Here is a 24,586-nt window from a genome sequence, read left to right on the forward strand (position 1 = left end):
ACATTGCTGTTAATCTACGAATAGCAAATCAGTGCGATTTAAAAATTATGAGTCGGTTAATCAGCTGAAGTGAAAGAAACTCCTATCATTTCTATGCCTCTCACATTCCATGTTTTTAGTGTATAGGTCCTGCCAACACATCAAGTAAGGAGTGCGTGACAGGTCTTATGAGGTCAGAGAGGGCATCGTAACCATGAGCCGGGATTCCTGAAGTGATATATCTCTCGTTGAGATAATGCTGGCATAATTTCTGAGTATCTTCGACAAGTTTTCCTGAGGACGCCAGATAACGAGAAAAACTCGAAATTTCACTTTCAGTGGGGGTCGATGCCAGCCATTCTCCCATCAATGTGACAAAATGCGCGTCGTTTCCCATCCTGAATTTGAGTGCTTGGTTAATTCTGTCCTGAAAATCCCACAGATCATGATCATGGCGGTTTATCATTTTTTTGACGATAACACCGAGTTGCTGGCTGTCAGATCTTGCTGAGCCAAGAATGATAGGTGTCACAAACTGTAATTGAGACTCTGCCTCTTGAAAAACCTTTTCGACAAGATTATCAAGGCTGGAATGGTGAGGATCATAAATCGCCATAGCAGCAATGCCATGACTATAATCAGTATCCTGGAGTACTTTTAGTATTTGAACTGTCAGCTCAGACGTGCCAGGAAATTGGTCACGTAATATATAGGAAGCTTCGATGTAGCTTTGGTATAGCGACCATGTGTCATTGGTTTTTACTTTTTCCAACGCTCGAATGGCTGATATGCAGTGCCTCTGAAGCAAATCACTTTTTGGAAATTCCTTTGCGAGTGACTGTAAAGTCTGGGTATCCAGAACATGGGATGAATTTTCACAGTAAGCGATGAACTTTTCTCGTAAAGATGCACTCCTACCAACATATGGGGATATGAGAGACCAGAAATGGTCTTCTGAATTTATTTCGCTAATTCGAGACATAAATGTTTTATCGAAACACACATCAATTTCATCCCAGTGCTCAGCAACTAATCTTAAAAGGGCTTTAGATTCTCTGCTGTATGGCCCCAGTGAAACAGTTAATGGCTTATTATTCCATTCGAGGCGAACAAACTCGTTTACGGCGCCGTAAGCCACCAGTCCCGCAAAAGCAGCTGCATGGCGCTCTTCAAAATCCGGTGCTGCAACCTGAGCATCTGATATCAAACGGTCAATAATCGTTTGACGCTCCACGTTTGCGGGTAATAATGCCTGATGGTATTTTATTGCACCTTCGATTTTTAACTGACTGTCAACCTCATCGTCATATCGGCTGAGTATTTTTTCTGCAGTCTCATTTCTATCGAATTCACTGGCTGCAGCGTCCATAATTTGATGGCGCATGGCAACGGAAAGAGACCCTACATGTTTCGCTATTTGTAAACGGACTTCAGGCAGTTTGTGATAAGTAGAGGCAATCATTGCAAGGGGCGGATTACGATCTTCAAGTTTTGAAAGCGCGTATTCTTTTAACCTTGGCTCATCCGGACAGATCAACAGCAAATTGTTGAGGCCTGAGTACCTATTGTCTGGCTCAGTTAAAAAGTGGGTAACCAGGAAGCCAGTGATGTCAGTATCTGAACCAACATCAAGTTGCGTAAAAGCAGACATGAGCAGGTCTGTCCTGACGCCATCCGTGGTCTTGGTAATCCTAATCAAAGCTTCAATGCATTCCTCCCTGTCCAGCATTTGGGGGAATAAACTGACAATATGCCGCTTTCTTTCATCTGGCCATTGCAGAATTTCGTTAACAAGAGAATCCACTTCGTGGTCGCCGGCCTTTCGCTTGTGAAGTAAGGGGCTTAAAAACCAGAAAATTCTAAATCCTTTAGCAGTTTTTACCTTATTTATTAGGTGCTGTTTGATTCGTGGATCTTCAATTTCACTAAGGACAGGATTCAACACATATTCTATGTGCTCCATCCTTTCAGACAACATGGTGGAAATGACTTTTTCACGGATCTCTTCATTTGCCTCAGTAAACCGTAACAACCATTCCCAGCTCCGCCCGAAATGGGCCACGAAGGGATGTTTTGATTCCAGTTCGCGTAAAATCCAGGCAATGACGTCGGTATTTTTCGCGTTGCAGTTTGTGAGGTATAGCTGCGCTATGTCTTTTTCAATCCCTTCGCCTCTCCTAAACGTATTATTAAACGAATCTAGGCATTTCTTAATGACTGACTCATTATCCTTCCAACCCAATATTAGGCATTGTCCAGCGAGATCTCTGCAGTGATAATCGATGCGGCTATACCAGCAAAGCAAATCCAACAATGCATCCAGGTCTTGATCATCATGTATGGATAGTTTCACTTTGCAAAAAATCGCACTGAGCCGCAGGTGTGGGTCTTTTGAGGCTGCCGCAGAAGAAATCAGCGCAGGTAATGCACCATTTTTCGGCCATCCAAGCACAAGTGTCTCTAACGCTATCCCCACGATCATTAATTCTGAATCACCCCGAAAGAATGACAGTAACCATTCCTCTACCCCGGCATCTCCGGCGTATTTTAAAGCAAGAACATGAGCAGCAGGCCGTGCATTGTAGAAGCTTTCGTCCTTCATACCGTGCTTAAGGATATTCAGCGTTTCATCTGAGTGCGGCCATGCTGATAAGGTGTGATAGAAGTTATGCAGGTAATCGGCGCTTTTGGTGCCCCAGCTACTGATAGCTGTTGAGGCTTTTTCTCTGAGAGTTGTGTTATAAACCCCCTCAAAGGTGGCGGCAAGATGCGCACGCCTTTCCCCTATCCAGCCCGAACCTGTTATGATATTGAAACTTTGCTCAGCAAGCCTGATGGCGGTTGGCTTGTTGATCTCAGCGCCGCCAAACGCGACATTAGCCAGCAGTAAACGGCGCTGCAATGCACCGACAGCATCACTCTCAGGTTCGGCAATAACCCTGACGATATTCTCTGCCTCGGAACGCCGGTTATTTCTTGCAATCAAATCGCCAAAAACACTTCTCCAGCGAAAGTGGCTAGCATTGGCCCGGACAAACTCTAAAATACGCTCAATGGGCCAGCCGTGGATGTGAACCGATGCCAGATATTCTTCCAAACTTGCATGTACAAATCCGACTTCTGCACGTCCTTTTTCGACCAGCAGTCCCATGGTTTCTGAGTTCACAGCCAGGATCTCATTGGCAACTTCCATTGCTTCTCGTTGCGTATAGCTGAACCCCTCAGGATCCGTCAGAAACGTTTGAATGCATTTTCGGGCCAGATGAATGGGATACCCGGCATCGCCACCCTCAAAGCGGATTTTAAAAGCGAGTGCGGCAAGTGCTTCCCGTCGCACATCATTTGAAGCTGCAGGTGAAAAGCGCGGAACGACATCTCCCGCAGCGGTTGCACGGCTGTGAGGATGGCGTTCTAATAGAAGTTCAGTGAGCTGACTCAGAGCCTGAACTTTGTTAATAGGCAGAACCAGCTGGCGGATAGCAAGAGCAATAAGTCCCAACAGCAGTAGTGGTGTTTCAGCCAGGGTGGACAGCCCACGGCCCTTGTTTAACTCATCAAAAAAGCGGTTTGTCTGCCAGAGTACGGACTCTGCGCTTTGAACCGGATCGCGATGTTGATCTACGTTTCTTGAAAACCAGATGGTGGCAATTTGTGTTTGCTGCCTTTTCGATAAAGGCGCAAGTACGCCCACGGCCCAGTTATCTGGAATGCCCCCAATGGTTGTCAGCCCCCCAGGGCGAGCACTGACCAGAATGGGAATGCGATGTGCAGAAACCACAGTCAGCATCGCCTGAAGCGTGGTACGTGCAGCCTGCTCGTTAGCCCACTCGTCAAGGCCATCCACAAAAAGTACCACACGGCTTTCATCAATCGCCTTATCGATCAAAGCAACCAGATCTGCCGTCAACTGCTGCTGCCACGTTTCCCGGATTAACGCTTTAATGCTCACGACACCGCCATTCGCTTCCGTCAGACGTACCCATTTTGCGAATGAGATGAATAGGGGAAGATGGCGTCCCCATTTTTTTGCCACGTGCGTGAAATGATTCTGCTCCCCAAGCAGATCAAGCGCCAGACAGCGCAGCACTGTGCTCTTTCCTGTGCCGGCATGACCAATAACAGCAATCTGATCAGATTCCGCTAGCCAGCTCAGAATGGGGGTTCGTCGGTATTGTTCAGCCTGACGGCTTTCTTCACTCCGGGATTGCGGATGCGGTTCAATCGACTGCTGATCATGCGCGAGAACTTTCTTTTCGGCAGGTTTTTTTTCGGGTGCATGATTCTTGACGTTTTCTCTCAATAAAACATCGGGAGCGGAGAAACGTTCGAGTAAAGAAATGGGTTCAATCGTCTGGTCGGAAAAAGGCGTTGGGGCATTGACCGGGATTTTATCAAGTAGCTCAAATCCCGCTTGGTAGACCCTCAGCAGTTGCGATCTGACTTTCTGGATTTCCCCGCCATCAAGCTTATTAAGAAGATCCTGACTGACAGTATCGCCAAAAAATTGTTTTGCGCATTCTCGTCCAAAAAATTCCAGAACGATATCCGTATGGTCACGCAGGTCGGTGCACAAGTCATGCCCGCCCAGAACTTTTAACACAATATTCCGCGCATGAAAGTTCTCAGCCTGTTTTTCAATGGCGTCTTGAAGGTTTACATCATCAACAGGACATTGTACGGCAATATAAAAGATGTCCGTTTTGCCCGCCCATCCGCCTGACAGAAATGTCGCACAAGCACTGTTAAGATCGTTATGCGTGTATTTTTTATAGCGTTTTGCTTGCCAGGTGTTGTATCGCCCGTTGCGCTTCCTCGCGAAGATATCGATTCCCTGCTGGGCCTGGCCTGTTCTGCCATACAGGCTGTGTGACTCAACATCCGCATCCTTCCCCGCTAACCGATAGCAGAGTTTTTCGAAGTTTTCCCAAGTCAGCTCAGCAAAAGGCAACGTCATCGTAACAGAACGTACGGCCACAAAATCTGGTACGTGATTCGCAGGTGAAGTCATCGCCGTTTCTGTTATTTCATCCAATTCCATGTTCACCTGCTTTTCATGTTAAACGGTTTGGGGATTTCGAACATCCGGCAGACAATGCCGTTGGGTTTATATAATAACGAATTGGTTAACTGCCGTCGAAGGCCATGGCGGGATTCTTGCTAATAAATGCAGCGCCTTTTAGTCAAATGTGTATTTACTAAACTTGGTGGATATCTATGCAGAATGTTTAACGCAGTTGGACTCGTAAAAATTCTTATCTTGTGCATTTGTATAGCAATAAGCAATTAGCATTTTCCCTTCGACCTGATCAACATGGCAGGATACACTCAACGTCTGCTCTTGGCACTAAGCTGCCATTTTAAATGCGCTAAAATTACTTTTCATTATAGCCGGAGCTGCCATTTTTCCCAAATCTAATGACTGCATAACTCATATCTTGGGGTATTAATCAGTGGAGAGCAGATCACGTTAAAAACATTTATCTGCGGTTTGTACCGGTATGCTTTTATGACATTCCAGCATACCGGTCCATAGCCAGACCGATGAACTCGCCTGTAGAACAAGCTGAATGTAACCTGTCCAGAGTCATGCTTTTCAGGTCTGATAGTTTTGAGCACTGTTAAAGTCATTGCCCTAACTCAACCACTTCCTTAACTTACTCCAAATGGATAGAGGTTCGGTTCTCATCCCAGAAGACTCCTCAGTTGGTTCCTGTTTCAACTCTTCAGAAGTTTCGGTCGCATTAGTCTGCGCGTAATAACGCTCCTTAGCCGCTTTATCCCGACGCATCTCTGCATCGATTTTGGCTTTATCCCAAGGAGCTGCTTCCAGTACGCGGTTACACTTAATTACATAGTGCGATCGACAGGGTAAATTCCAATTTCCTACGGATGGCCAAAGCGAAATGGTCTCGCCATCGAAGGTTAACTTCCAGTCAGTTGGGGTTAGAGGGGTTACTACTTCATGTCCGCAACCACAACAGCAACTGTGGATAACCGTGCCATACTTCATGGAAACGTAGAGAGTGCCGGCTTCAAGTTCTCGTGGAATCCCTTTAACGAAACACGGGGTCAGTTGGTAATGGCGTATCATAGTAAGTCACCATTCAGTAACATATTCCCGTCAGTCGTATATGAACAGTGATGTTCATTTTCAAGATCACGATAAAACCCGAGTAGTTTCTTCCATTTGATGACGGCAAGTGCCGCATTCAACATGTTTAACTCGGCGACTTGAATATTTGAAGCGTAAACGTTTTCTGCGCCACGCTCCTTGAAAGACACACGGGTGCGAATATGTTCACGCTTCTCTGGAGTGCTGGTCGTCACCCTCAGGATGCCACCAAGCGATCCTTCCACCAACTCGAGCCCCATTCCCACGTCTACGAATGACACTCCCATATCTTCCAGCTTCTGCATCGCTAAACGTTTTGGCTCGCCTGCGTCCATGCAAAGGAAGGCAAAGGTGATTCCATCCAAGAGATTAAGATTATCCAGGCTTATCTGTACTGCATGCGTAACGATATGACGGTGCATCTGACCGTAAATTCCCGCCAGGTAATCTACTTTCTTCGGCACTTCCCTGAGAGTGTTAATGGACGGGGCGCCAGGTGCGCGAAAAGCGTTGTGCTGAAGAAAATCATCACCATCGATGAGACGTATCTCACTAACCGGCGTTTTAGCTATCTGGTCCAGTATGTAGGAACCTGTACCACCGACTCCAATGATGGCAATGTGCTGACCTTCAAGTCGTGCAGTTAATGCCCCGATCCCGACCCGGTCAGATGCAGTTTCAAGATAGTTAAATACGCCCCCTTCCTCCTCATCAGGGGTTTTAAAAACACGTGGACTAACGCCAGGTTTGAGGGTTGCGGCGTGGCCAGAAATGATCGTCGCATAGATGGACATCTTCTGATGGTAGTCACTGTAACCTTCAGGCCCTGGCTTACTGGAGAATAAGTGCTGAGCAGATAGTCCATGCCCAAGATTTACCGTTTCACTCTGATGAAAAATAGCCTGAATGCGCACCCCCTGGGAAGTGCATGGAAATTCTCCATCAAAGTGAATTGTGTGTGGTTCTGGTTTTTGAGTTACGTCGCCAGACATGCAAAGGCTCGATATAAGCGTGCCGGTTTTCACTTCCCGTTGCGCGTTAACATACGGCACGTCACGCATGACCAGGAAACCACCCACAATGTGTACGTGGTAACCTTCTTCGCGCAAGCGCTTCAGATCGCTATTAAGATTGAATGGTGCGGCCGACATTGATTACGCTCCCATTTTTCACTTCGATAAAGGCACCTGCAGCTAACTCACCACTGTGTGGTTTTGAGCTCGCTCCACGATATGTAATTGAATATACGATCTCAGCAGTTGGAGCTTCACCTGGATATGCGATAGCCACAAATTGCTCGAAAGTTTGATGACTATCGCTGACCTGAACTTCACGTCCATTAACGACGATATCAATCTTTGGTTTACGCTTTGGCGCCGTTACAAAGTGTTCAATTCCCGGAGTCGTAAGATCAACCGCCTCATTCGGTTCAATCTGGCGATCATCACCGCCACGGACAACCATAAATACGGCATCGCCGTCGCCTGGTTTTGCCAGTTCATAAAGTGTTGCCCCCGAAATTGCAGGTTTACCCCATGATACTTGGCTGTCGTTTACAGTAAGTTTGAAATCACGATCGGTCTGGAAGGCCACGAAACGTTCAGCGCCATGACCGCGTAAATCGAAAGGTTCATCAAGGCGCAGATCTTCAAAGTCTCCCGTCTGAAGAATGGCGAAGAGGCTATAGTCATCATTTGCACGCAGACCCGCAGCAATCAGAATTTGTCGACCCAGTGGAAGTGGGTCATTGACTACAATTGCGTGAAAATCCAGGTTTTCCTGCGCAAACAGGATGCGGTAGGCATTTGCCGGACGCAGTTCGCGGCCTTCGCGAATCGCTTCTCCGACATCGTCGATATTGTTAATATTTTGGCTGTTCATGTTTTGCATATCCTTGAGTTTGGCCAGACGATGTCTGGCTCTAATACTCAATCGATGCAGCTCTACCAAAGCGGTAAATTATTTTAGAATTTTTTTTGAAGCGCGCCTGGAGGGGTCAATCCGCAGACGAAAAATGCCGGGCAGGAGGGACAGACCCGGGATGATGATTCGGTGGGAAATACACCCCGACTTATAGAGTCTATGGCAACATAAAGCTTTTCCTGCCGGTTATGTAGCACCTTAGTGCTCAGATCAATCGGCGTTACAGTCTTATCAGAAAGATGAACTAACTCCACTATCGCGTCAGGAAAGGCTCTCCGTGCTGCCAGTATAAAAGCGGCTGCGCCAAGGTCCGATTCTTCTTTATCTCTTTTATGTCCGGTTCTAACACGGCGAAACGTACGTCGCCCATCTGAGTAAATCAACACATCGTCAGGTTGTACGGTGATAGTGATATCCCCAAACTTCATCGTGAGTACACTGGGTGTTTCAGGGGCGTGACCTTCGCGAATTGAATTAAAATATCTAACCATGTCAAGTGCCAGAGACTTAAACTCAGGGGCATATCCGTGCTCAGCCAGACCTTCAACTTTGAGGGCTTGCTCAACGCTGCCTTCTATATTCGTAATTATTGTAGACTCTGCCTCGATCATATCCCTGAACACTTTTCGGACAGCATCGTGCATTTTTGAGAATGGGGTTGGTGATCGTCGCCCCCCGATTTGAAGGACGTGAGTATAGAAAAATCGTCGAGGACAAGATTCATAGAGGGAGACCTGATCGCCACTAAGTTTGAATTCTCCATCCGCAACCCAGTCTATTGGTAAAGATTCGGGAGGCTCAATGACCGGATGATGAGGCTCTATGTTTCTTTGAATCAGATTGGGCTCAATACGATCCAGATACTCGGATTTCCTTCGGGTACTACCTGCAGCGTTTCGTAGTGCAGCATAGAGGAATAACTGGTCCCTGGCTCTCGACAATGCAACATAGAATAAGCATTCTCTTTCCGCCTTGTGCTCCAGACTAAACTGCTCCCTGGCATTCGCCTTACTACCGGCTATCATCCCATCGGGTGGTGGGCAGGCTTGCTTTTGCGTATAACCAGGAAGGGTATCTGCATTCATCCCCGGGACATGGACCACAGGAAATTCAAGCCCTTTTGAGCCATGTATAGTCATGAGGCGAACCGCGTCAATGCTTTGTGCTGCTACCGGGAGTTGCCTGAGGTCACGATCGTCCCCGAGTCGGACTAAACGGCGGATGCGATCTAATGTGCGAGTGATAAATAACCCTTCGCCAGTTGAGGGCTGGACTCGCAAGAAATTAAGTAACTGCCAGGTTGCAATACATTGGGAGCGGTCACTGCAACCTGAAGAAGTTGCCAGGCGAGCTACAATACGAGTCCTGTCTAAAAGTACAGTGGCCAGCACAGTCCAGGGTGAAGTATCGCCGTTAAAACCGTCCAGTGTTTTAATCAGCCGCTTTAAGGCAGTAAGGCCATTTGCAGAGATTTGGAACTGATCTACTCTATCTCTCCAATCCCCCCTGTCATCTTCTTCACGCAGGCATGCAAGAATATTTCCGACATCTTGCAGCGACATCGTAAATTCTGGCAGGCAAGCCATCCTCACCAGGCCCATTGCGCGGCGATCCACTAAAAGGGAAAGCAGTGACAGCCAATCCTTTATCTCTGGACGCTCGAAAACACTGCCCAAGAAAAGAACAGGGATGCCTAAACGCTCGAGTTGTTGCCCAATTTCTGAGAGTTTTTCGTTGCCTGTACAGAGAACGGCCTGATCACGATATGGGTAACCGGCACCTCGCATTTCCTGTATAGCGTCCGCAAGAGCTGGTGACTGTTGAACGCCTTGTCCCACAAAGCGAAGCTCGGGTTTGCAGGCATTACTGCCCCGATTGGGGCGTAGCTCGCTATCAGCATCCCCTACAGCCATACCCACCGCAAATCTCGAAAATGTTGAAACTATTTCAGGTACCGATCGGTAGTTCATTTTTAACCGATATCGCACCCCGCCTGGAAAATCTTCATTTCCAAAGCGCGTCATGTTAAATGAAGAGGCACCTCTAAAACGATAGATTGACTGCTTAGCATCCCCAACTGCCCACAAATTTTCACCATTACCACATATAGCTTTCAGCAGTCGCACGCTGCTGTGGTTGACGTCCTGGTATTCGTCCACCAAAACGTGTTCATAGGTAGACTGGACATGGGAGCGAATAGCTTCATTTTCTTCAAGTAGCTTTACAGGTAATGAAACCAAATCCCCAAAGTCTATACATTCAGACTGTTGCTTAAGGTTCTCATAAGCTGCGTACACTTTGGCGACTTCAATCGCTTTCTCTGCATCGGTAATAGCATCATTCTCAACAGCGCTATCGCGCATGGCCTGCGCCAGTCTCAGGTAGGTGCTTGCATCAGCTACCTCGTCTTTAGCACGTGAAATGCCAGCGAGAAAGTCCGCAATAATCCGGCTTGGATCATAAAGATTGCGGTAATGAACCAGTCCTAATTTTGGGAACTCATGCTCCAGCAATTCTACTGCTTCTGTACGATCCAACATCCGGGGGGATTGTGGCAGATTCAACTTATCGTGAAACCGGCGAACCAAATCGAGGCCGAATGAGTGGAAGGTACCGATCCACATTGCAGCTGCAGCATCGCTATCGACACGCGCAATTCTTTCAGCCATTTCTCCTGCCGCTTTATTTGAAAAAGTCAGCAAGAGAATTTTCCGGGGATCAACCCCTTCATTAAGCAGTCCTTTTACACGGCCTACCAATGTCTGTGTTTTTCCTGTGCCAGGTCCGGCTTCAAGCAAAAAGGCAACTCCACGATGGGCTGCGGCTTTAGCCTGCTCATCGTTTAAAGGAAATTCAATTGCTGACTCTTGATTTTCAGGCAAAGTTGGGGGCAACAGTAGTGCATCAAAAAGTTGTTGAGCAACGACGTCAAATGGCGCTCCAAGCTTTTCGGCAATACTTGAAGCACTTTGGCTCTCCAGATAAAGCGTTCTAACAAAATGTCTAGGTAGTAAAAACTCGCGCGCAAAAAGATCCATCTGGACCTCTCTTCGCTGTCTGCGACTGTAATCTACGACTCGCTCAACTCCCAGTGGGGAGGTCTCCGACGTCCTTGTGGGATCTATCGTATAACTCTGTTCATCCTCTTCGACATCATCTCCAAGTTCAGCGTGACCAATTTCATGAGCGACGAGGAATGCTTGTTCAAAAAGAGTTGCGCATTTTTCGTGGAGAATAAACATCTCCTCTGGAATAAAACGAGCGCGCGCGCCTCTCAGGTTAGGCGATCCTTTTCTTGTACTCTCTACATCAAGGCCTCGTCTGTTGGCTTCAGCAACAGCAAACTCATAGGGAGTCCATGGATTTTGTCCTGAATCAACGGCCTGATCATGTAGAGCAGCAGCGGCCTTACGAGCCAGTTCCACTGCTTGCACGTTATCTATCCTCTTCCATTAAGTTTCTGATTTCTTCCTCAGACAACCCGGCATCCCGAAGCAGTAGTTCGAAAGTAATCTTCTCTACTTCACCCGGTTTAGATTCGGACTTATAACTCCCTGCAACCTCCATGTGCGGCTGCTCGAGTGAGGTAAATAACTGTTGTACGCTGATCTGAAGTTGTTCAGCAAACCTGACCAGAAAACCCCTGGGAACAGATTTGGCGACTACGTTTCGCTCTTTGAATGCCATGACGACCTGTCGAGGTATCTCTAGCGATTTAGAGAGAGCCCGCATTTCTTGTGCCGAGAGTCTAGCGAAGGGGTCCACCGCTGTTTTGCCCGGTGAATTTTGGATGCGAGTGGTAGCAGAATTGATTAAGCGGCGCTGGGACTCAGAGAGTGGCGCTTCATCTTCGATTGATATTCTGGCTATCTCTCGAGATAAATCTATGAGGTCATTGGCATATTCCGGGAAGGCTGCAAGGTACTTTTGCAGAGTCGCTTTTCCCACATCATGCTCTATGGAAAATGACTCCAGTACCTCTTCCAGGGATGCCTGAGGTGAAAGTCCGGTCATAATATGCCCCCTTCAAGCAGTGAACGAAGACGTGCAAACGCCTTATTTTTATGATTATGGATGGTCTTTTCAGACTTGTTTAGAGCTTTGGAAATCGTTATCTCTTGTGGGTCGATGGAGTCTATTGGAAAATCTAATCGGAGCATTTCAATGATTCGCTTCTGTAGATCGGGTAAAGTCTCAATCGCCGCATCAAGCTCACGACGGTAATGAAAATGATTGAGATCTGTTTCTCCAAAAGGATTAAAACCTTCAGAAGCAGTTTCAACCTCTATAGTTACGTCCTCTGAATCATCGTACTCCAGATCAGTATTCCTATTTTCCGACCGATAAGACTTCTCCTGAGCATCTTTTTTTAAATTTGAAAAGGCCAAATCAAAACGAATTTCAAAAATGTCCAACCGTTCTTCATAACCTGCTTTATCAATCATAAGCATCTCAACGATACGGTCAAAGACACTCTCCTGAATGTCGCTGTTCAGCATTGATACAGAATTTCCACCATGATTAACGGCTCGAGGAAGCTTCCTGAAAATGCGTTCTGAGAGGATCCTGAAGAGGGGATCAAAAAGAGTTTGGTTAGACAATGCGCTGCGCCGGACGAAGTAAAGAAGACATTCACTAGGCACATATTGCGGATGTGTCTTGCTCTGCTTACACAACTGAATCAGATTTTCATCCGTGAGGGTGACTAATTCTGTCAGCCTGGCTTCGGTCTCAGGTAAGCGGGTGTAGAGCGTCCCACCCTCAGTTTGTTTTTGAAGAGGAATGATCAATGCAACCTCCATCATAATGCTTGTGTGTCGGAAAAGTGCTTTCTGCTCTAGAAAAGAGTGCGCAAGGTTAAAGAAGCACAATGATTAATTTGTCGGTGTTATTATCATTTCACATCCAGCAATCTGCTCATGTTTACTGGTCTAGTAAGGTCCACATCAGTTCGCGATTTAGCTCGGTTTCACTTCTCTGCTTCTGAGAAGGTTGAGTTAACAAATCGCATCAGCCACATGCTATGAAGCCTACATGGGGTTGGTTCTGCTGAATGTACCCGATCCAAGGGCTTTTATGCATTATTAATTTGGTAACAGCTTTTACAGCGTTAGCCACAGCAATCTGATGTGGTACACCAGTATGCAGTAATTTTCTTAAAAGTGAATCTCCGCATTATGCTCAATACATTCATAAAATGTGTTTAACTATGAGCGAAAAGCGAAAGTTCGAAGTTATTTTTAAAATTGATTAAGGCATCACTTAAATCTTGATGTCTCAATCAATCAGGAGCAGGCCAAGTGTATTCACGTTTGAATTCAGAGATGATAATTCTTTTTTCATTGGGGTCCTGTTTTATCCTGAGTTGTGTATATCACCTCTGTTCAAGTTACCAGAGTTATTAAACCTCTATACTCAGATGGTCTCTGCGCTGCTGTTTATGTTATGCGCGGCAGTGTGGAGAGCTGTTGATTACAGCTCCTGAACTTCATTGTTGAGAGACAGAGGGATGGTTGCCGATTAACCCTGTTCAGAAGGCGAGTCATTTGCTTCTTCCCTTCTGGCCGCTCTCATTTTTCGCCATACAGCTGACAGTGAAATGAGCTGGATAAGTGGCCTGATAACTCCAGTCGCAAGCATCCGGCACATCAGCAATGCTTTGATAGCAATAAATCTGATGATCATGAAAAGCCATGAAGGGGGGCGAACCTTGTCATGTTCGACCATCGACCTTGAGGCGTTGGCAAGCTTACCTCCGGCTACAAAGGCCAGTAAGAGAAACACGAAATAGCGCACATTATGCCCCCGCTCGATTTCCTGAATATGATCATCGGCCTTCTGCATGGATTTATGCAGTCCCCCCTGTGTCAGAGTAGTTGAGAAGATCCCTTTTTCGGGATTTCATTCTCAATCCAGGGGGCCGGAGCATCACCATGTCGCGTTTACCTCAGGCTCGCAAGGACGCCATTTTAAGTAAAATGCTTGCCCCTCATCCGCCGACCATCCGTGAATTGGCACAAAGAGAAGGGATTTCAGAAGCTACACTGTACAATTGGCGTAATCAGCTTCGCAAAGAAGGTCGCCCTGTGCCCGAACATGATCGCAGCAGTGAGAATTGGTCTGCGCAAACTAAATTCGCCGTCGTCGTCGAAACCTCGTCGATGTCGGAGATCGAGTTGAGCGAGTATTGCCGAGCCAAAGGTCTTTTCCCAGAGCAGGTTAAGCAGTGGCGCGAAATATCGATCCAGGCCCATGCAGAGCCAGGCGGTTTTAATGATGCGGCCAGCGCACAGCAGAATAAGGCCCAGCGTAAGCAAATTAAACGTCTTGAGCGCGAAGTCCTGCGTAAAGATAAAGCACTGGCGGAGGCAGCGGCATTACTGATCCTGCAAAAAAAAGTTCGCGCCCTTTGGGGCGACAACGAGGACGATTAACTCCTCTGGCGTACCGGGAACAGATCACCGCCTGGGTTCAGCAGGCGTGCAATGATGGCGCATCGTTGTACCGTTCTTGCGAGGGGGTAGGGATCTCTGTTCACAGTTGGTATCGGTGGCAACAGGATGGTGCTGTTATTGCGGATCAGCGTCCATTGATTGACCGCCCTGAGCCGGCCAACAAACTGAGCTCAACGGAACGCCAGTCGGTGTTGGCGGTATGCAATAGCGCGCGTTTCGACAGCGTTCCGCCGAGTCAGATCGTACCGATTCTGGCAGACGAGGGTTGCTACATGGCCTCTGAATCGACGATGTATCGGGTATTAAGAGAGGCGGGTCAAGTGCAGCATCGTGGACGTGCCGCCAAGGCTGTGCGCGTGGCAAAACCGACCAGCTTTACCGCCACCGCCCCTAACCAGGTCTGGATGTGGGACGTGACCTGGTTGCCGAGTAGTGTTAAGGGGCTGTATTATAAGCTGTATTTATTTGAAGACCTATTCAGTCGCTACCCGGTGGGTTGGGAAGTCCATGATGAAGAGACCGGCGAGCTGGCGGCAGATCTGCTACAACGATGTGTCCTGGGGCAGCGCTGTGCTATGCAACCCTTGGTACTGCACTCGGATAACGGTGCGCCGATGAAAAGTTATACGCTGAAGGCCAAGATGGAAGCCCTGGGTATAACGTCATCCTTTAGTCGGCCGCGGGTATCCAATGACAATCCGTACGCAGAATCAATCTTTCGTACATTGAAATATTGGCCGTCCTGGCCGCGCAAAGGATTTACCTCGATTGATGCTGCACGGCAGTGGGTGAAGCGCTTCATTGATTGGTATTGCCACGTCCACCGCCACAGCGGGATCAAATTCGTGACGCCGGCGCAGCGCCATCAGGGCAAGGATAAAGCCTTGCTGTTAAAGCGTCACCAAGTCTATCAAGCCGCCCGCGCTGCGTGCCCGGAACGGTGGCGAGGTGAGACAAGAAATTGGGGTTGGGACAAGGAAGTTCAACTCAATCCAGATCGGCCGTTGACACAAGAAAACGCCGAGAATTTACAGGCTGCATAAATCGCAATTTTATCTCAACATCTTTGACAAACACCGCAGTCGCTGGAGTGCCTGTGCATAAGGCGGGGGGAGGAAGGCAACTGGATTCTTGTAGTCATCCTCGTCGAGCGACATCTCAATGGGGACGGTCTGGCAGTTGCCTCTGCTCTGGCCTGGTGAGCAAGTAATGGCGTTGAATGCATCGATCTGTTTTTTAAGCGAAGGATCGCTGGCGACGCTACTGACCCAGTCTGGCAGGTCGATTCTGGCGCGCAGAATGTCCTTTAAAATAAAGTTATCCTGAAATGCCCATTTCATCGCTGGTGCCAGACTGCACAAATCAGGAGCCTGATTTACCACTATCGGATCTTTGCACAGGGCTGCGAGGTTCTGCTCACCGTTGCGATAGAATTGCATGATCGAGGTTGTGCGATCGCCGGATTCAGAGAGGTCTTCCTTATACGAAGGCAAACCACTGTCTACAACAAAATATAGAGCCGCGATTAAGCCTAAAACGTACCAGATATGATCGTAGGCGTTTTTGAAGGTATTTTTCTTCCATAAAGCACCGAAGAGCATAATGACTGACCAGCCAGCAATCAGGCAGATGATCAGATTTGCTGCCGCCGATGTCGTACTGCCGGTAAAGTTAGCCCCAAACTGAAACTTATCAGGTCCAAAATTACGAAGGTCGGGAACATAGCCCAGCATGCTCATTCCGCCAGGTATGACCCACAGGCACAGGCTAAACCAGCCTGCCCATTTGTTCAGGTAAAATCCAGCCCGGATGTTCAGCAACGAAATGGGGATCAGCATAAGGGTCAGTACACCAGATAACCCATTAACACCATGTATTGGGCTGAAATTCAAAGGATAAATCACCTCGTTTCCTACACGCATTGGAAAATCATTTATGTAGTGGAAGAGCCCAAGACCTTCAAGGTTCTGTGCAAGTCCCCAGGCGGACAAATTGCAAAATAACAAGTAAGGATGAAGAAATTTCAGAAGCAGTAGCATCGGCAGGATAAATCCATTTATAAAATTGCGTGTTTATAGAATACGTAAAAAATTCGGGCCATTCTATTCTTTATTCCTCACGAGCGTGGCGGGTCGACAGCCCTAGAACGCTAACCGGCAGAGTCGGTTTCTGGCACAGGGCTGCTGTTGCAGCCCTGACAATCTTAGACTTCAATCGATTCAGAAATCTCCAACGCATCATCCACTTCAATGCCCAAGTAACGAACTGTGCTTTCCAGTTTCTTATGGCCCAGCAGGAGTTGGATCACACGGAGATTTTTGGTTTTCTTGTATATCAGGTAAGGTTTTGTTCTTCTCATGGAATGTGTGCTGTACAGCGAATCGTCGGTGTCGAGACCAAGCTTTGCTATCCATCCATGAAAAATACGGCTGTACTGTCGGGTTGAGATATGTTGGCGAGAACCGACCCGGGATTGGAACAAGTAGTCTTTACAGTGAAGATTACCCAGCTTTATTAGTGCCGCAACGGCTTCTCTTGTCCCTTTGGTTAACTCAAACTGAACGGGACAGCCAGTCTTCTGTTGCAACACCGTTGCTCTGCTTGAAATTGAACTGCCATATGCAACATCTGATACTTTGAGTTTCACCAGATCACAGCCCCGCAGCTTACTGTCCAAAGCCATGTTGAACAGGGCCAGATCGCGCGTTTTACCTTCCAGTTCAAGCCTGATTCGGATCCCCCAGATATGAGATATCTGAAGCGGTCTTTTTTGGCCGATGATACGGTCTTTGCTCCACGGTAACGTGTTCATACTCAAATCTCCTGCAATGGGGGAGATTTGAGTATGGTTGTCCTTCAAGAGCGAAAAGCAGACTGTATGACTCAATACAGAATTATGATGCTTTTTTCAGACTAGATTCAGCGATAGAGAAGGTTTTTAGACTTTAATTTATAAGAAAAATTTGTGTTATTTTCCTATAAAAATAATTTATTTTATAGTACTGGGGTTCTTAATGGCTAATGACTTATCAAAGTGAAAATTATTCTGAAATGAGGCCGATAGCAACGGGGAATTAAAAGGCTTTCAACTTTGAAAGATTTAACAGTATTTTCCTCCCCACATCACTAGACCAACAACAAATAAAGAGCTAAAATAAAATGATTTCAAATCATTACACGGGGATTTATGAATAGTACTTTAAAAGAACTTGAGAGAAACTGCGCGCCAATAGATTTTATTGAACCTTTGGCTCAATTGGTCTTGGATGGTTTATCTGTGTGGGCAAATGATAATATATACTCAAAACATTCTGGGTGTTTAACTTATGAATTGCCTCTTGATGGAAATATAAATGCAGGGTGTACAAGCTATCATGATTCACGCTATCGAACCAAGATTACAATAAACCTAGGAATGATTCAGGAAATCTACATCCAGTCATTTACCTATCCAGGTTACATTAAAAATCTAGAAAGAGGAAATTGGAATTTTAACGCTATTGATGAATCCTTTAGTGATGCTGAATTTTTGTTTGAAGGTGGTATCCCTCCAAGAGTCAGTGCGTCTGACACGGTCACTTATATGATAGAGCTATACAAAAATATTCCTGGCAATAGCAATTCCATGTGGAATGATGAAGAATTAATTTGCCGTTTTACTATGTTTTAATTAATGATTACGTGGATATTTTTTCATGAACTTGCACATCACGTTCAAGGGCACTACAAGATCAAAAATGAAAAAAAAGAATCGGTTACTTATCACGAATTAGATTACTCAAGCAACGTTAATAATTCCAATCCTGAGGTAACTCCCAGCGCCATAGAAAATAACATTGACCAGCATGCCCGAGAAATACTTGCAGACCTCGAAGGCATGCATTTAACGCTGAGGATGATGGTTCGGAATAATACATTAACACCACCTAACACTTTTTTGCTTTTGTATGTCCAATCCTCAATGTTTAATGTATTCTATAAATTATCTGAGAGAAAGTATGTGGAGTTAGATAACGTTAAAGTTTCTCACCCCCACCCTGTAATTAGAAACAAATTTGTACACGCCCTGTATGTCTCTGTTATGAGTTGGGAATTGGATGATGAGATATACCAAGATTACCGTCAATCTGTTAGCCGAGGCCTTGAATATTATGTTGTAAAGTCCTCATTGTTAGCTGGAATGATATGGGCAATGAGACAACCTGATTACAGCCCAGATGCAATGCCAAAATTTCTTAAATTTAGTGATGAGACCGAGTATGTCACAGATTATAACTACCTCATGAAATTGACATTAAGCGCTGAAAGGCAATCATCCATCATATCAAGCATGCATATCATCGATGATGATTCAGATAATATTTTTAAATTAACAAAACTAGAAAAGCTATTCACTCATTTTTTAAATGTTAATGAAGAATAATATACGATGGTTAGTGTTCAATTTCACCAGTGTTCTGAACACCTGTAATTCACACAAGCTACTGTTGCAGCCCTGACAGCCCTAGATTTCAATCAACTCAGAGATCTCTAACGCATTATCGCCTTCAATGCATATATAGTGGAATTAGCTTTCCATGTCAGATATAACAATGTCCGCATCTGGCACGAAGCTGACGAGCTAATTGAGCCGAAGGTCCGCTGTGAGCGAGGAGCGGAAGTTTGCGATTGCTTTCAAACCAGGTATTGTCATTTCTGACATAGCCGTATGTTCATCAACGAGCAGCAGGTCACAGACCCGGTATAATCCAGGAATTCACTGTGCAGGATGTTCTTTACCCTCAAGTTGGATTACTGTTGATGTATCCGTAACTTTTAATAATTTCCTACCATGACTCAACTACGCTATCGCCTTATACCGCTAGTTTTTTTATCAGGATACGTTTTACACAGTTATGCCGAAGCGGTGTTTGTCAAAGATGTTGAGATAAAATTGCGATTTATGCAGCCTGTAAATTCTCGGCGTTTTCTTGTGTCAACGGCCGATCTGGATTGAGTTGAACTTCCTTGTCCCAACCCCAATTTCTTGTCTCACCTCGCCACCGTTCCGGGCACGCAGCGCGGGCGGCTTGATAGACTTGGTGACGCTTTAACAGCAAGGCTTTATCCTTGCCCTGATGGCGCTGCGCCGGCGTCACGAATTTGATCCCGCTGTGGCGGTGGACGTGGCAATACCAATCAATGAAGCGCTTCACCCACTGCCGTGCAGCATCAATCGAGGTAAATCCTTTGCGCGGCCAGGACGGCCAATATTTCAATGTACGAAAGATTGATTCTGCGTACGGATTGTCATTGGATACCCGCGGCCGACTAAAGGATGACGTTATACCCAGGGCTTCCATCTTGGCCTTCAGCGTATAACTTTTCATCGGCGCACCGTTATCCGAGTGCAGTACCAAGGGTTGCATAGCACAGCGCTGCCCCAGGACACATCGTTGTAGCAGATCTGCCGCCAGCTCGCCGGTCTCTTCATCATGGACTTCCCAACCCACCGGGTAGCGACTGAATAGGTCTTCAAATAAATACAGCTTATAATACAGCCCCTTAACACTACTCGGCAACCAGGTCACGTCCCACATCCAGACCTGGTTAGGGGCGGTGGCGGTAAAGCTGGTCGGTTTTGCCACGCGCACAGCCTTGGCGGCACGTCCACGATGCTGCACTTGACCCGCCTCTCTTAATACCCGATACATCGTCGATTCAGAGGCCATGTAGCAACCCTCGTCTGCCAGAATCGGTACGATCTGACTCGGCGGAACGCTGTCGAAACGCGCGCTATTGCATACCGCCAACACCGACTGGCGTTCCGTTGAGCTCAGTTTGTTGGCCGGCTCAGGGCGGTCAATCAATGGACGCTGATCCGCAATAACAGCACCATCCTGTTGCCACCGATACCAACTGTGAACAGAGATCCCTACCCCCTCGCAAGAACGGTACAACGATGCGCCATCATTGCACGCCTGCTGAACCCAGGCGGTGATCTGTTCCCGGTACGCCAGAGGAGTTAATCGTCCTCGTTGTCGCCCCAAAGGGCGCGAACTTTTTTTTGCAGGATCAGTAATGCCGCTGCCTCCGCCAGTGCTTTATCTTTACGCAGGACTTCGCGCTCAAGACGTTTAATTTGCTTACGCTGGGCCTTATTCTGCTGTGCGCTGGCCGCATCATTAAAACCGCCTGGCTCTGCATGGGCCTGGATCGATATTTCGCGCCACTGCTTAACCTGCTCTGGGAAAAGACCTTTGGCTCGGCAATACTCGCTCAACTCGATCTCCGACATCGACGAGGTTTCGACGACGACGGCGAATTTAGTTTGCGCAGACCAATTCTCACTGCTGCGATCATGTTCGGGCACAGGGCGACCTTCTTTGCGAAGCTGATTACGCCAATTGTACAGTGTAGCTTCTGAAATCCCTTCTCTTTGTGCCAATTCACGGATGGTCGGCGGATGAGGGGCAAGCATTTTACTTAAAATGGCGTCCTTGCGAGCCTGAGGTAAACGCGACATGGTGATGCTCCGGCCCCCTGGATTGAGAATGAAATCCCGAAAAAGGGATCTTCTCAACTACTCTGACACAGGGGGGAAGTTCCGCTGCCAGACAGTGTACTGAAGGATAATACCGAAACTTTTGAAATAGCTTGCCCTGACAATCCCCAGCAGACAACTATTGATATGAATGATTGTATAGGCACAAAACGTGATGCAGTTAAGTCTGTCGAAGCGAAGTATTTAAACACAGCACGTCAACGTATTTCGGCAACACAAGATAACCAGACCCTTAATGCCTTTGAGGCAGAAAATAAGGCGTGGGACATTCTGATTGATACGGCATCACATGCTACTGGTGTAGAGTGGCAGGGAGGCACAATTCGAGGGGTTAAAGCTACTGACCGTGAGATAGCCCTGATTGAATTAAGGATTCATAATCAGTGGCAGAACTGGCTGCGCTATGAAGACTCGACACCGCCAGTACTACCGGAACCACTTTTCCATAACGTCGAATGAAATACTAGAAAACAGTGCAACAAGCATGCTTTCCATGAGTACAGAATCGGTCTCGGGAGATCGATTGAAAATGCGGGTTGAGTGTATTTAGCATAAAGCCTCATGCCTCATGATACATCAATGTGATGTGGGGCTTTCCGGCGCTTTTACACTCTTCCCTGCCCCCCGTTTATTAACATAGACTGATTTAGCAACGTCTGCTTTTGGCTGTGAGTTCAACGGGTCGACGCAACGCTATCCTTAAACAAGGGGGGACGTTGCCATGAAACGAAGAACGCGCATTTACTACACGCCAGAACAGAAAGCGATTATCTGGGACAGGTATAAGCAAGGTGATTCCCTGCATGATATCGCCAGAATGTTCGACAGATATCACTCTTCTGTTATGCCCACTATTCACCAAACTGGTGGTTATCGCCCTTCTGTCAGAAAGCGACACCGGCTGGCTCTTTCACTTGATGAAAGAGAGGAAATATCCAGGGGGCTGGTAGCAAAAAGTAGCATCAGGGACATCGCCGACAAATTATCAAGAGCCCCTTCAACTATTAGCCGCGAGATCAAAAGGCATGGAGGTGCAAAACATTACCGAGCTGCAAAAGCGGATAAGGACGCGTGGGACAGTGCCCTGAGGCCAAAACCTTGCAAGCTAATTGGATGCCCCGCATTGTGTAAAATCATTGCAGAGAAGATGTATCAGGACTGGTCGCCGGAACAAATCGCCGGTTGGCTTAAACGCTGTTATCCGGATAATCAGGAAATGCAGGTGTCACACGAAACGATTTATAAAACGCTTTTTATACAAACCCGGGGAGCTTTAAAAAAAGAGCTGCAGCAGTGCCTAAGAAGCGGGAGAGTAGTACGTAAATCCAGAACGACATCACTTAAAGGAAAGGGATTAGGCTCAATACCGGATGCAATACCCATCAGCGAAAGGCCATCTGATGTTGCAGACAGAGCTATACCAGGTCACTGGGAGGGAGACCTAATACAGGGCTCTAAAAACTCATATATTGTCACGATGGTAGAACGCCATTCCCGCTTTGTTATGCTTGCCAAAATCAGTGATAACAAGACAGCCACAGTCATATCCGCACTAATCAAACAAGCCCGGCAGCTGCCTGTTGAACTTTATAAAACATTAACTTGGGATCGAGGGGCGGAAATGACTAATCACACCCTTTTTACTGTAGCAACAGAAATTGAGGTCTATTTTTGTGATCCACAATCTCCCTGGCAACGCGGCTCCAATGAAAATACGAACAGATTGCTTAGGCAGTATTTTCCAAAAGGAACTGACTTATCGGTTCACAGCCAGCAAAGACTAAACAGTGTTGCCAGGCAGCTCAACGAGAGGCCAAGAAAAACGCTAGACTATGAATCACCCGCAGAGCGTTTTAACCAATGTGTTGCATCCATCGGTTGAACTCACAGCACAGAGCGGACGTTAATCCCACTCGGGCATAATCAGTTTATCGGAAGCTCTCTAAATGTGGACGATTCGAATTACACGAACACTTAGATTTCAAGTGCAGCAAGAATTACGGTTTCCATTTTCTCTGGGGTGGTGAACGGTGCAAAACGCTTGACCGGTTTGCCGTCGCGTCCGATCAGGAACTTAGTGAAGTTCCACTTGATCCGCCCACCCAGCACACCGGGCAATTCGTCTTTCAGGTAACGAAACACCGGGTGCGTAGCAGCGCCGTTGACCTCCACTTTTTCGAATATCGGGAAGCTCACACCATAGTTGATGTGGCAGGTCTGCGCGATTTCATCGGCACCGCCGGGTTCCTGATTACCGAACTGGTTACAGGGGAAACCAAGCACCACCAGACCCTGCGCGGCGAACTTCTTGTAGAGCGATTCAAGGCCTGCGTATTGTGGCGTGAAGCCACAATGGCTGGCGGTATTAACCACCAGAACCAGCTTACCCGCATAGTCGGCCATAGAGATGAGCTGGCCACCCAGACTGGTGGCGGTGAGTTGATGAAAGGTGATCATGTCGGGCTCCTCAGAGAAGATTTGCAAAGTCGAACGAAAAGAACAACAAACAGACGTGCTAAAGGCCTCGTGTCGCTATGAGTAAGATAGAGTCAGTAGCAGCGCCGATTCAATGAGTATTCACGACCGTGGCTGGCAGCCAGCCCGGTAAACCATAACAAGACTGAAAATACTGAGTGGTTTCGATTCTGTAGACGCAACACAAATCTGAGGGTCACTCTGGGGTGGAGGGTGACGGAATAGGTCGCTGTAATTACTGGCGACATGCGGCAGAAGCCCTGCCCGCAAAACCGATGCCTATAGGGCATCCAAGCACTCTGTAGATCTCAGAAATAACCTGCATCGTTGCGTCTTCGATGATTCCTTCATTACGGCATAAAACCCAGCCGTGATCTGCAACTTCTCGCTCAAACGCCTTGGTACACGCGACATGCTCTTCCAGCTTATGAATTACCGTACTACTTAGCCCACGCGTTCTGGCCGCGGCCCTTGTCCATGAAATGTCAGGCGCAGTAACAACCCCGACATGCAGGTCTGGCGTTCGCACGTTTCGTTCAATGTTGAGCTGTAAGATCTCTGCAAATGGAACCATCCGGCGAAACGCGGCTTCCGACGGGTACCAACGATCCATTAAGATAATGCTGCCCGGTGGCTGTTTAGTCAGCACATGCTCGGAAATCCAGGCACGGCTATCGGCAAAGCGCTCACAAACTTCCAATTCCAAATCCAGGGTGGGATTTCTAGCGAGCCTGTTCACGAGGGCCATTGTTTCCCTCCTGTAGGGATCGCTTTTTTTCTCGCAAAGTCGGATCACCGTCTTGTTATCTGCCCTGAGTACTTTCGTAATGGCCTCCAACAGTGTGGTTTTGCCGACTCCCTTGGGCCCATCCAGAGAAATAAACAGCGGACGACTCATACTTGAAATGACGATTGACATAGGGTTTGCTTAAAACTCAAATCTGGCAAAAGCATCTTATTACCTTCTTATTAACCGCTGACCACCCTTTCGTTCGTAGCAGTTGCCTGTAGCGTCAGCGTGAACCAAATGCCCAAAACAGGCAAATGAATAGATTACCAAATCATATAGTAAGATAATGATCTAAATTGGGTTTCACA

The 24,586-nt window shown here is 47.1% G+C and carries 18 protein-coding genes; 5 read left to right on the forward strand and 13 right to left on the reverse strand.

From position 1 onward, the window contains the following. Positions 1-115 precede the first annotated feature (115 nt). The 8 genes from ACL2XQ_RS19830 to ACL2XQ_RS19865 form a co-directional block, all read right to left on the reverse strand. On the reverse strand, positions 116-5,017 hold the full coding sequence (locus ACL2XQ_RS19830; RefSeq protein WP_413739591.1) for an NACHT domain-containing protein: 4,902 nt from the start codon (positions 5,015-5,017) through the stop codon (positions 116-118). A 594-nt stretch (positions 5,018-5,611) separates the two neighbouring features. Next, positions 5,612-6,070: a DUF6527 family protein gene (locus tag ACL2XQ_RS19835; protein ID WP_413739592.1), complete on the reverse strand. Its 459-nt coding sequence runs from the start codon at positions 6,068-6,070 to the stop codon at positions 5,612-5,614. Then, positions 6,067-7,242, reverse strand: a complete 1,176-nt coding sequence (locus ACL2XQ_RS19840) for a ThiF family adenylyltransferase (RefSeq protein WP_413739593.1) — start codon at positions 7,240-7,242, stop codon at positions 6,067-6,069. Before ACL2XQ_RS19840 ends, ACL2XQ_RS19835 begins: the two co-directional genes overlap by 4 nt. Then, a complete protein-coding gene (locus ACL2XQ_RS19845; RefSeq protein WP_413739594.1) occupies positions 7,217-7,972 on the reverse strand; it encodes a multiubiquitin domain-containing protein in 756 nt (251 codons plus the stop codon). Before ACL2XQ_RS19845 ends, ACL2XQ_RS19840 begins: the two co-directional genes overlap by 26 nt. 83 nt (positions 7,973-8,055) lie before the next feature. After that, entirely contained in the window at positions 8,056-11,448 is a 3,393-nt protein-coding gene (locus ACL2XQ_RS19850; RefSeq protein WP_413739595.1) for a UvrD-helicase domain-containing protein, read from the reverse strand. A gap of 1 nt (position 11,449) precedes the next feature. Next, on the reverse strand, positions 11,450-12,028 hold the full coding sequence (locus ACL2XQ_RS19855) for a hypothetical protein (RefSeq protein WP_413739596.1): 579 nt from the start codon (positions 12,026-12,028) through the stop codon (positions 11,450-11,452). Beyond that, positions 12,025-12,804, reverse strand: a complete 780-nt coding sequence (locus ACL2XQ_RS19860; protein WP_413739597.1) for an RNA polymerase sigma factor — start codon at positions 12,802-12,804, stop codon at positions 12,025-12,027. Before ACL2XQ_RS19860 ends, ACL2XQ_RS19855 begins: the two co-directional genes overlap by 4 nt. A gap of 730 nt (positions 12,805-13,534) precedes the next feature. Further along, positions 13,535-13,858, reverse strand: a complete 324-nt coding sequence (locus tag ACL2XQ_RS19865; RefSeq protein ID WP_413739598.1) for a hypothetical protein — start codon at positions 13,856-13,858, stop codon at positions 13,535-13,537. Positions 13,859-13,947: 89 nt separating this feature from the next. Between ACL2XQ_RS19865 and ACL2XQ_RS19870 the strand changes: the two genes are divergently transcribed. Then, a protein-coding gene (locus ACL2XQ_RS19870; protein ID WP_413730138.1) for an IS3 family transposase occupies positions 13,948-15,512 on the forward strand; the annotation gives its coding sequence in 2 pieces (ribosomal slippage) (positions 13,948-14,404 and positions 14,404-15,512; 1,566 coding nt in all). Between the two features lie 9 nt (positions 15,513-15,521). Here the strand turns inward: ACL2XQ_RS19870 and ACL2XQ_RS19875 are convergent. Then, positions 15,522-16,508 carry a hypothetical protein gene (locus tag ACL2XQ_RS19875; RefSeq protein WP_413739599.1) on the reverse strand — a complete coding sequence of 329 codons (987 nt, stop codon included), beginning with the start codon at positions 16,506-16,508 and terminating at the stop codon, positions 15,522-15,524. 164 nt (positions 16,509-16,672) lie between these two features. Then, positions 16,673-17,281 (reverse strand): tyrosine-type recombinase/integrase, encoded by a 609-nt coding sequence (locus tag ACL2XQ_RS19880; protein WP_413739600.1) that lies wholly within the window; start codon positions 17,279-17,281, stop codon positions 16,673-16,675. Positions 17,282-17,656: 375 nt separating this feature from the next. On the opposite strand from ACL2XQ_RS19880, the gene ACL2XQ_RS19885 reads away from it, so the two are divergent. Together ACL2XQ_RS19885 and ACL2XQ_RS19890 are read left to right on the forward strand one after the other, a co-directional pair. Further along, positions 17,657-18,139, forward strand: coding sequence for a hypothetical protein (locus ACL2XQ_RS19885; protein WP_413739601.1), 483 nt, complete (start codon positions 17,657-17,659; stop codon positions 18,137-18,139). A 3-nt stretch (positions 18,140-18,142) separates the two neighbouring features. After that, positions 18,143-18,892 (forward strand): hypothetical protein, encoded by a 750-nt coding sequence (locus tag ACL2XQ_RS19890; RefSeq protein WP_413739602.1) that lies wholly within the window; start codon positions 18,143-18,145, stop codon positions 18,890-18,892. A gap of 517 nt (positions 18,893-19,409) precedes the next feature. On the opposite strand, the gene ACL2XQ_RS19895 is transcribed toward ACL2XQ_RS19890, so the two are convergent. Further along, positions 19,410-20,974, reverse strand: a protein-coding gene (locus ACL2XQ_RS19895) for an IS3 family transposase (protein WP_413730138.1) whose coding sequence is annotated in 2 segments (ribosomal slippage) — positions 19,410-20,518 and positions 20,518-20,974 — 1,566 coding nt in all. Because the reading frame shifts where the segments join, the coding sequence is not laid out codon by codon here. 126 nt (positions 20,975-21,100) lie between these two features. Between ACL2XQ_RS19895 and ACL2XQ_RS19900 the strand changes: the two genes are divergently transcribed. Next, positions 21,101-21,472, forward strand: coding sequence for a lysozyme inhibitor LprI family protein (locus ACL2XQ_RS19900; RefSeq protein ID WP_413740535.1), 372 nt, complete (start codon positions 21,101-21,103; stop codon positions 21,470-21,472). Positions 21,473-21,734: 262 nt separating this feature from the next. Then, positions 21,735-22,895 carry an IS30 family transposase gene (locus ACL2XQ_RS19905; RefSeq protein ID WP_013203711.1) on the forward strand — a complete coding sequence of 387 codons (1,161 nt, stop codon included), beginning with the start codon at positions 21,735-21,737 and terminating at the stop codon, positions 22,893-22,895. 92 nt (positions 22,896-22,987) lie between these two features. Here ACL2XQ_RS19905 and ACL2XQ_RS19910 read toward each other — a convergent pair whose 3' ends face one another. After that, positions 22,988-23,470 carry a glutathione peroxidase gene (locus ACL2XQ_RS19910; protein ID WP_410013943.1) on the reverse strand — a complete coding sequence of 161 codons (483 nt, stop codon included), beginning with the start codon at positions 23,468-23,470 and terminating at the stop codon, positions 22,988-22,990. A gap of 253 nt (positions 23,471-23,723) precedes the next feature. After that, complete coding sequence (locus ACL2XQ_RS19915) at positions 23,724-24,386, reverse strand: dTMP kinase (protein ID WP_410016746.1); 663 nt, start codon at positions 24,384-24,386, stop codon at positions 23,724-23,726. Positions 24,387-24,586 lie beyond the last annotated feature (200 nt).

Origin of the sequence: Sodalis sp. RH14, assembly GCF_047324285.1 — a bacterium.
Taxonomy (GTDB): domain Bacteria; phylum Pseudomonadota; class Gammaproteobacteria; order Enterobacterales; family Enterobacteriaceae; genus Acerihabitans.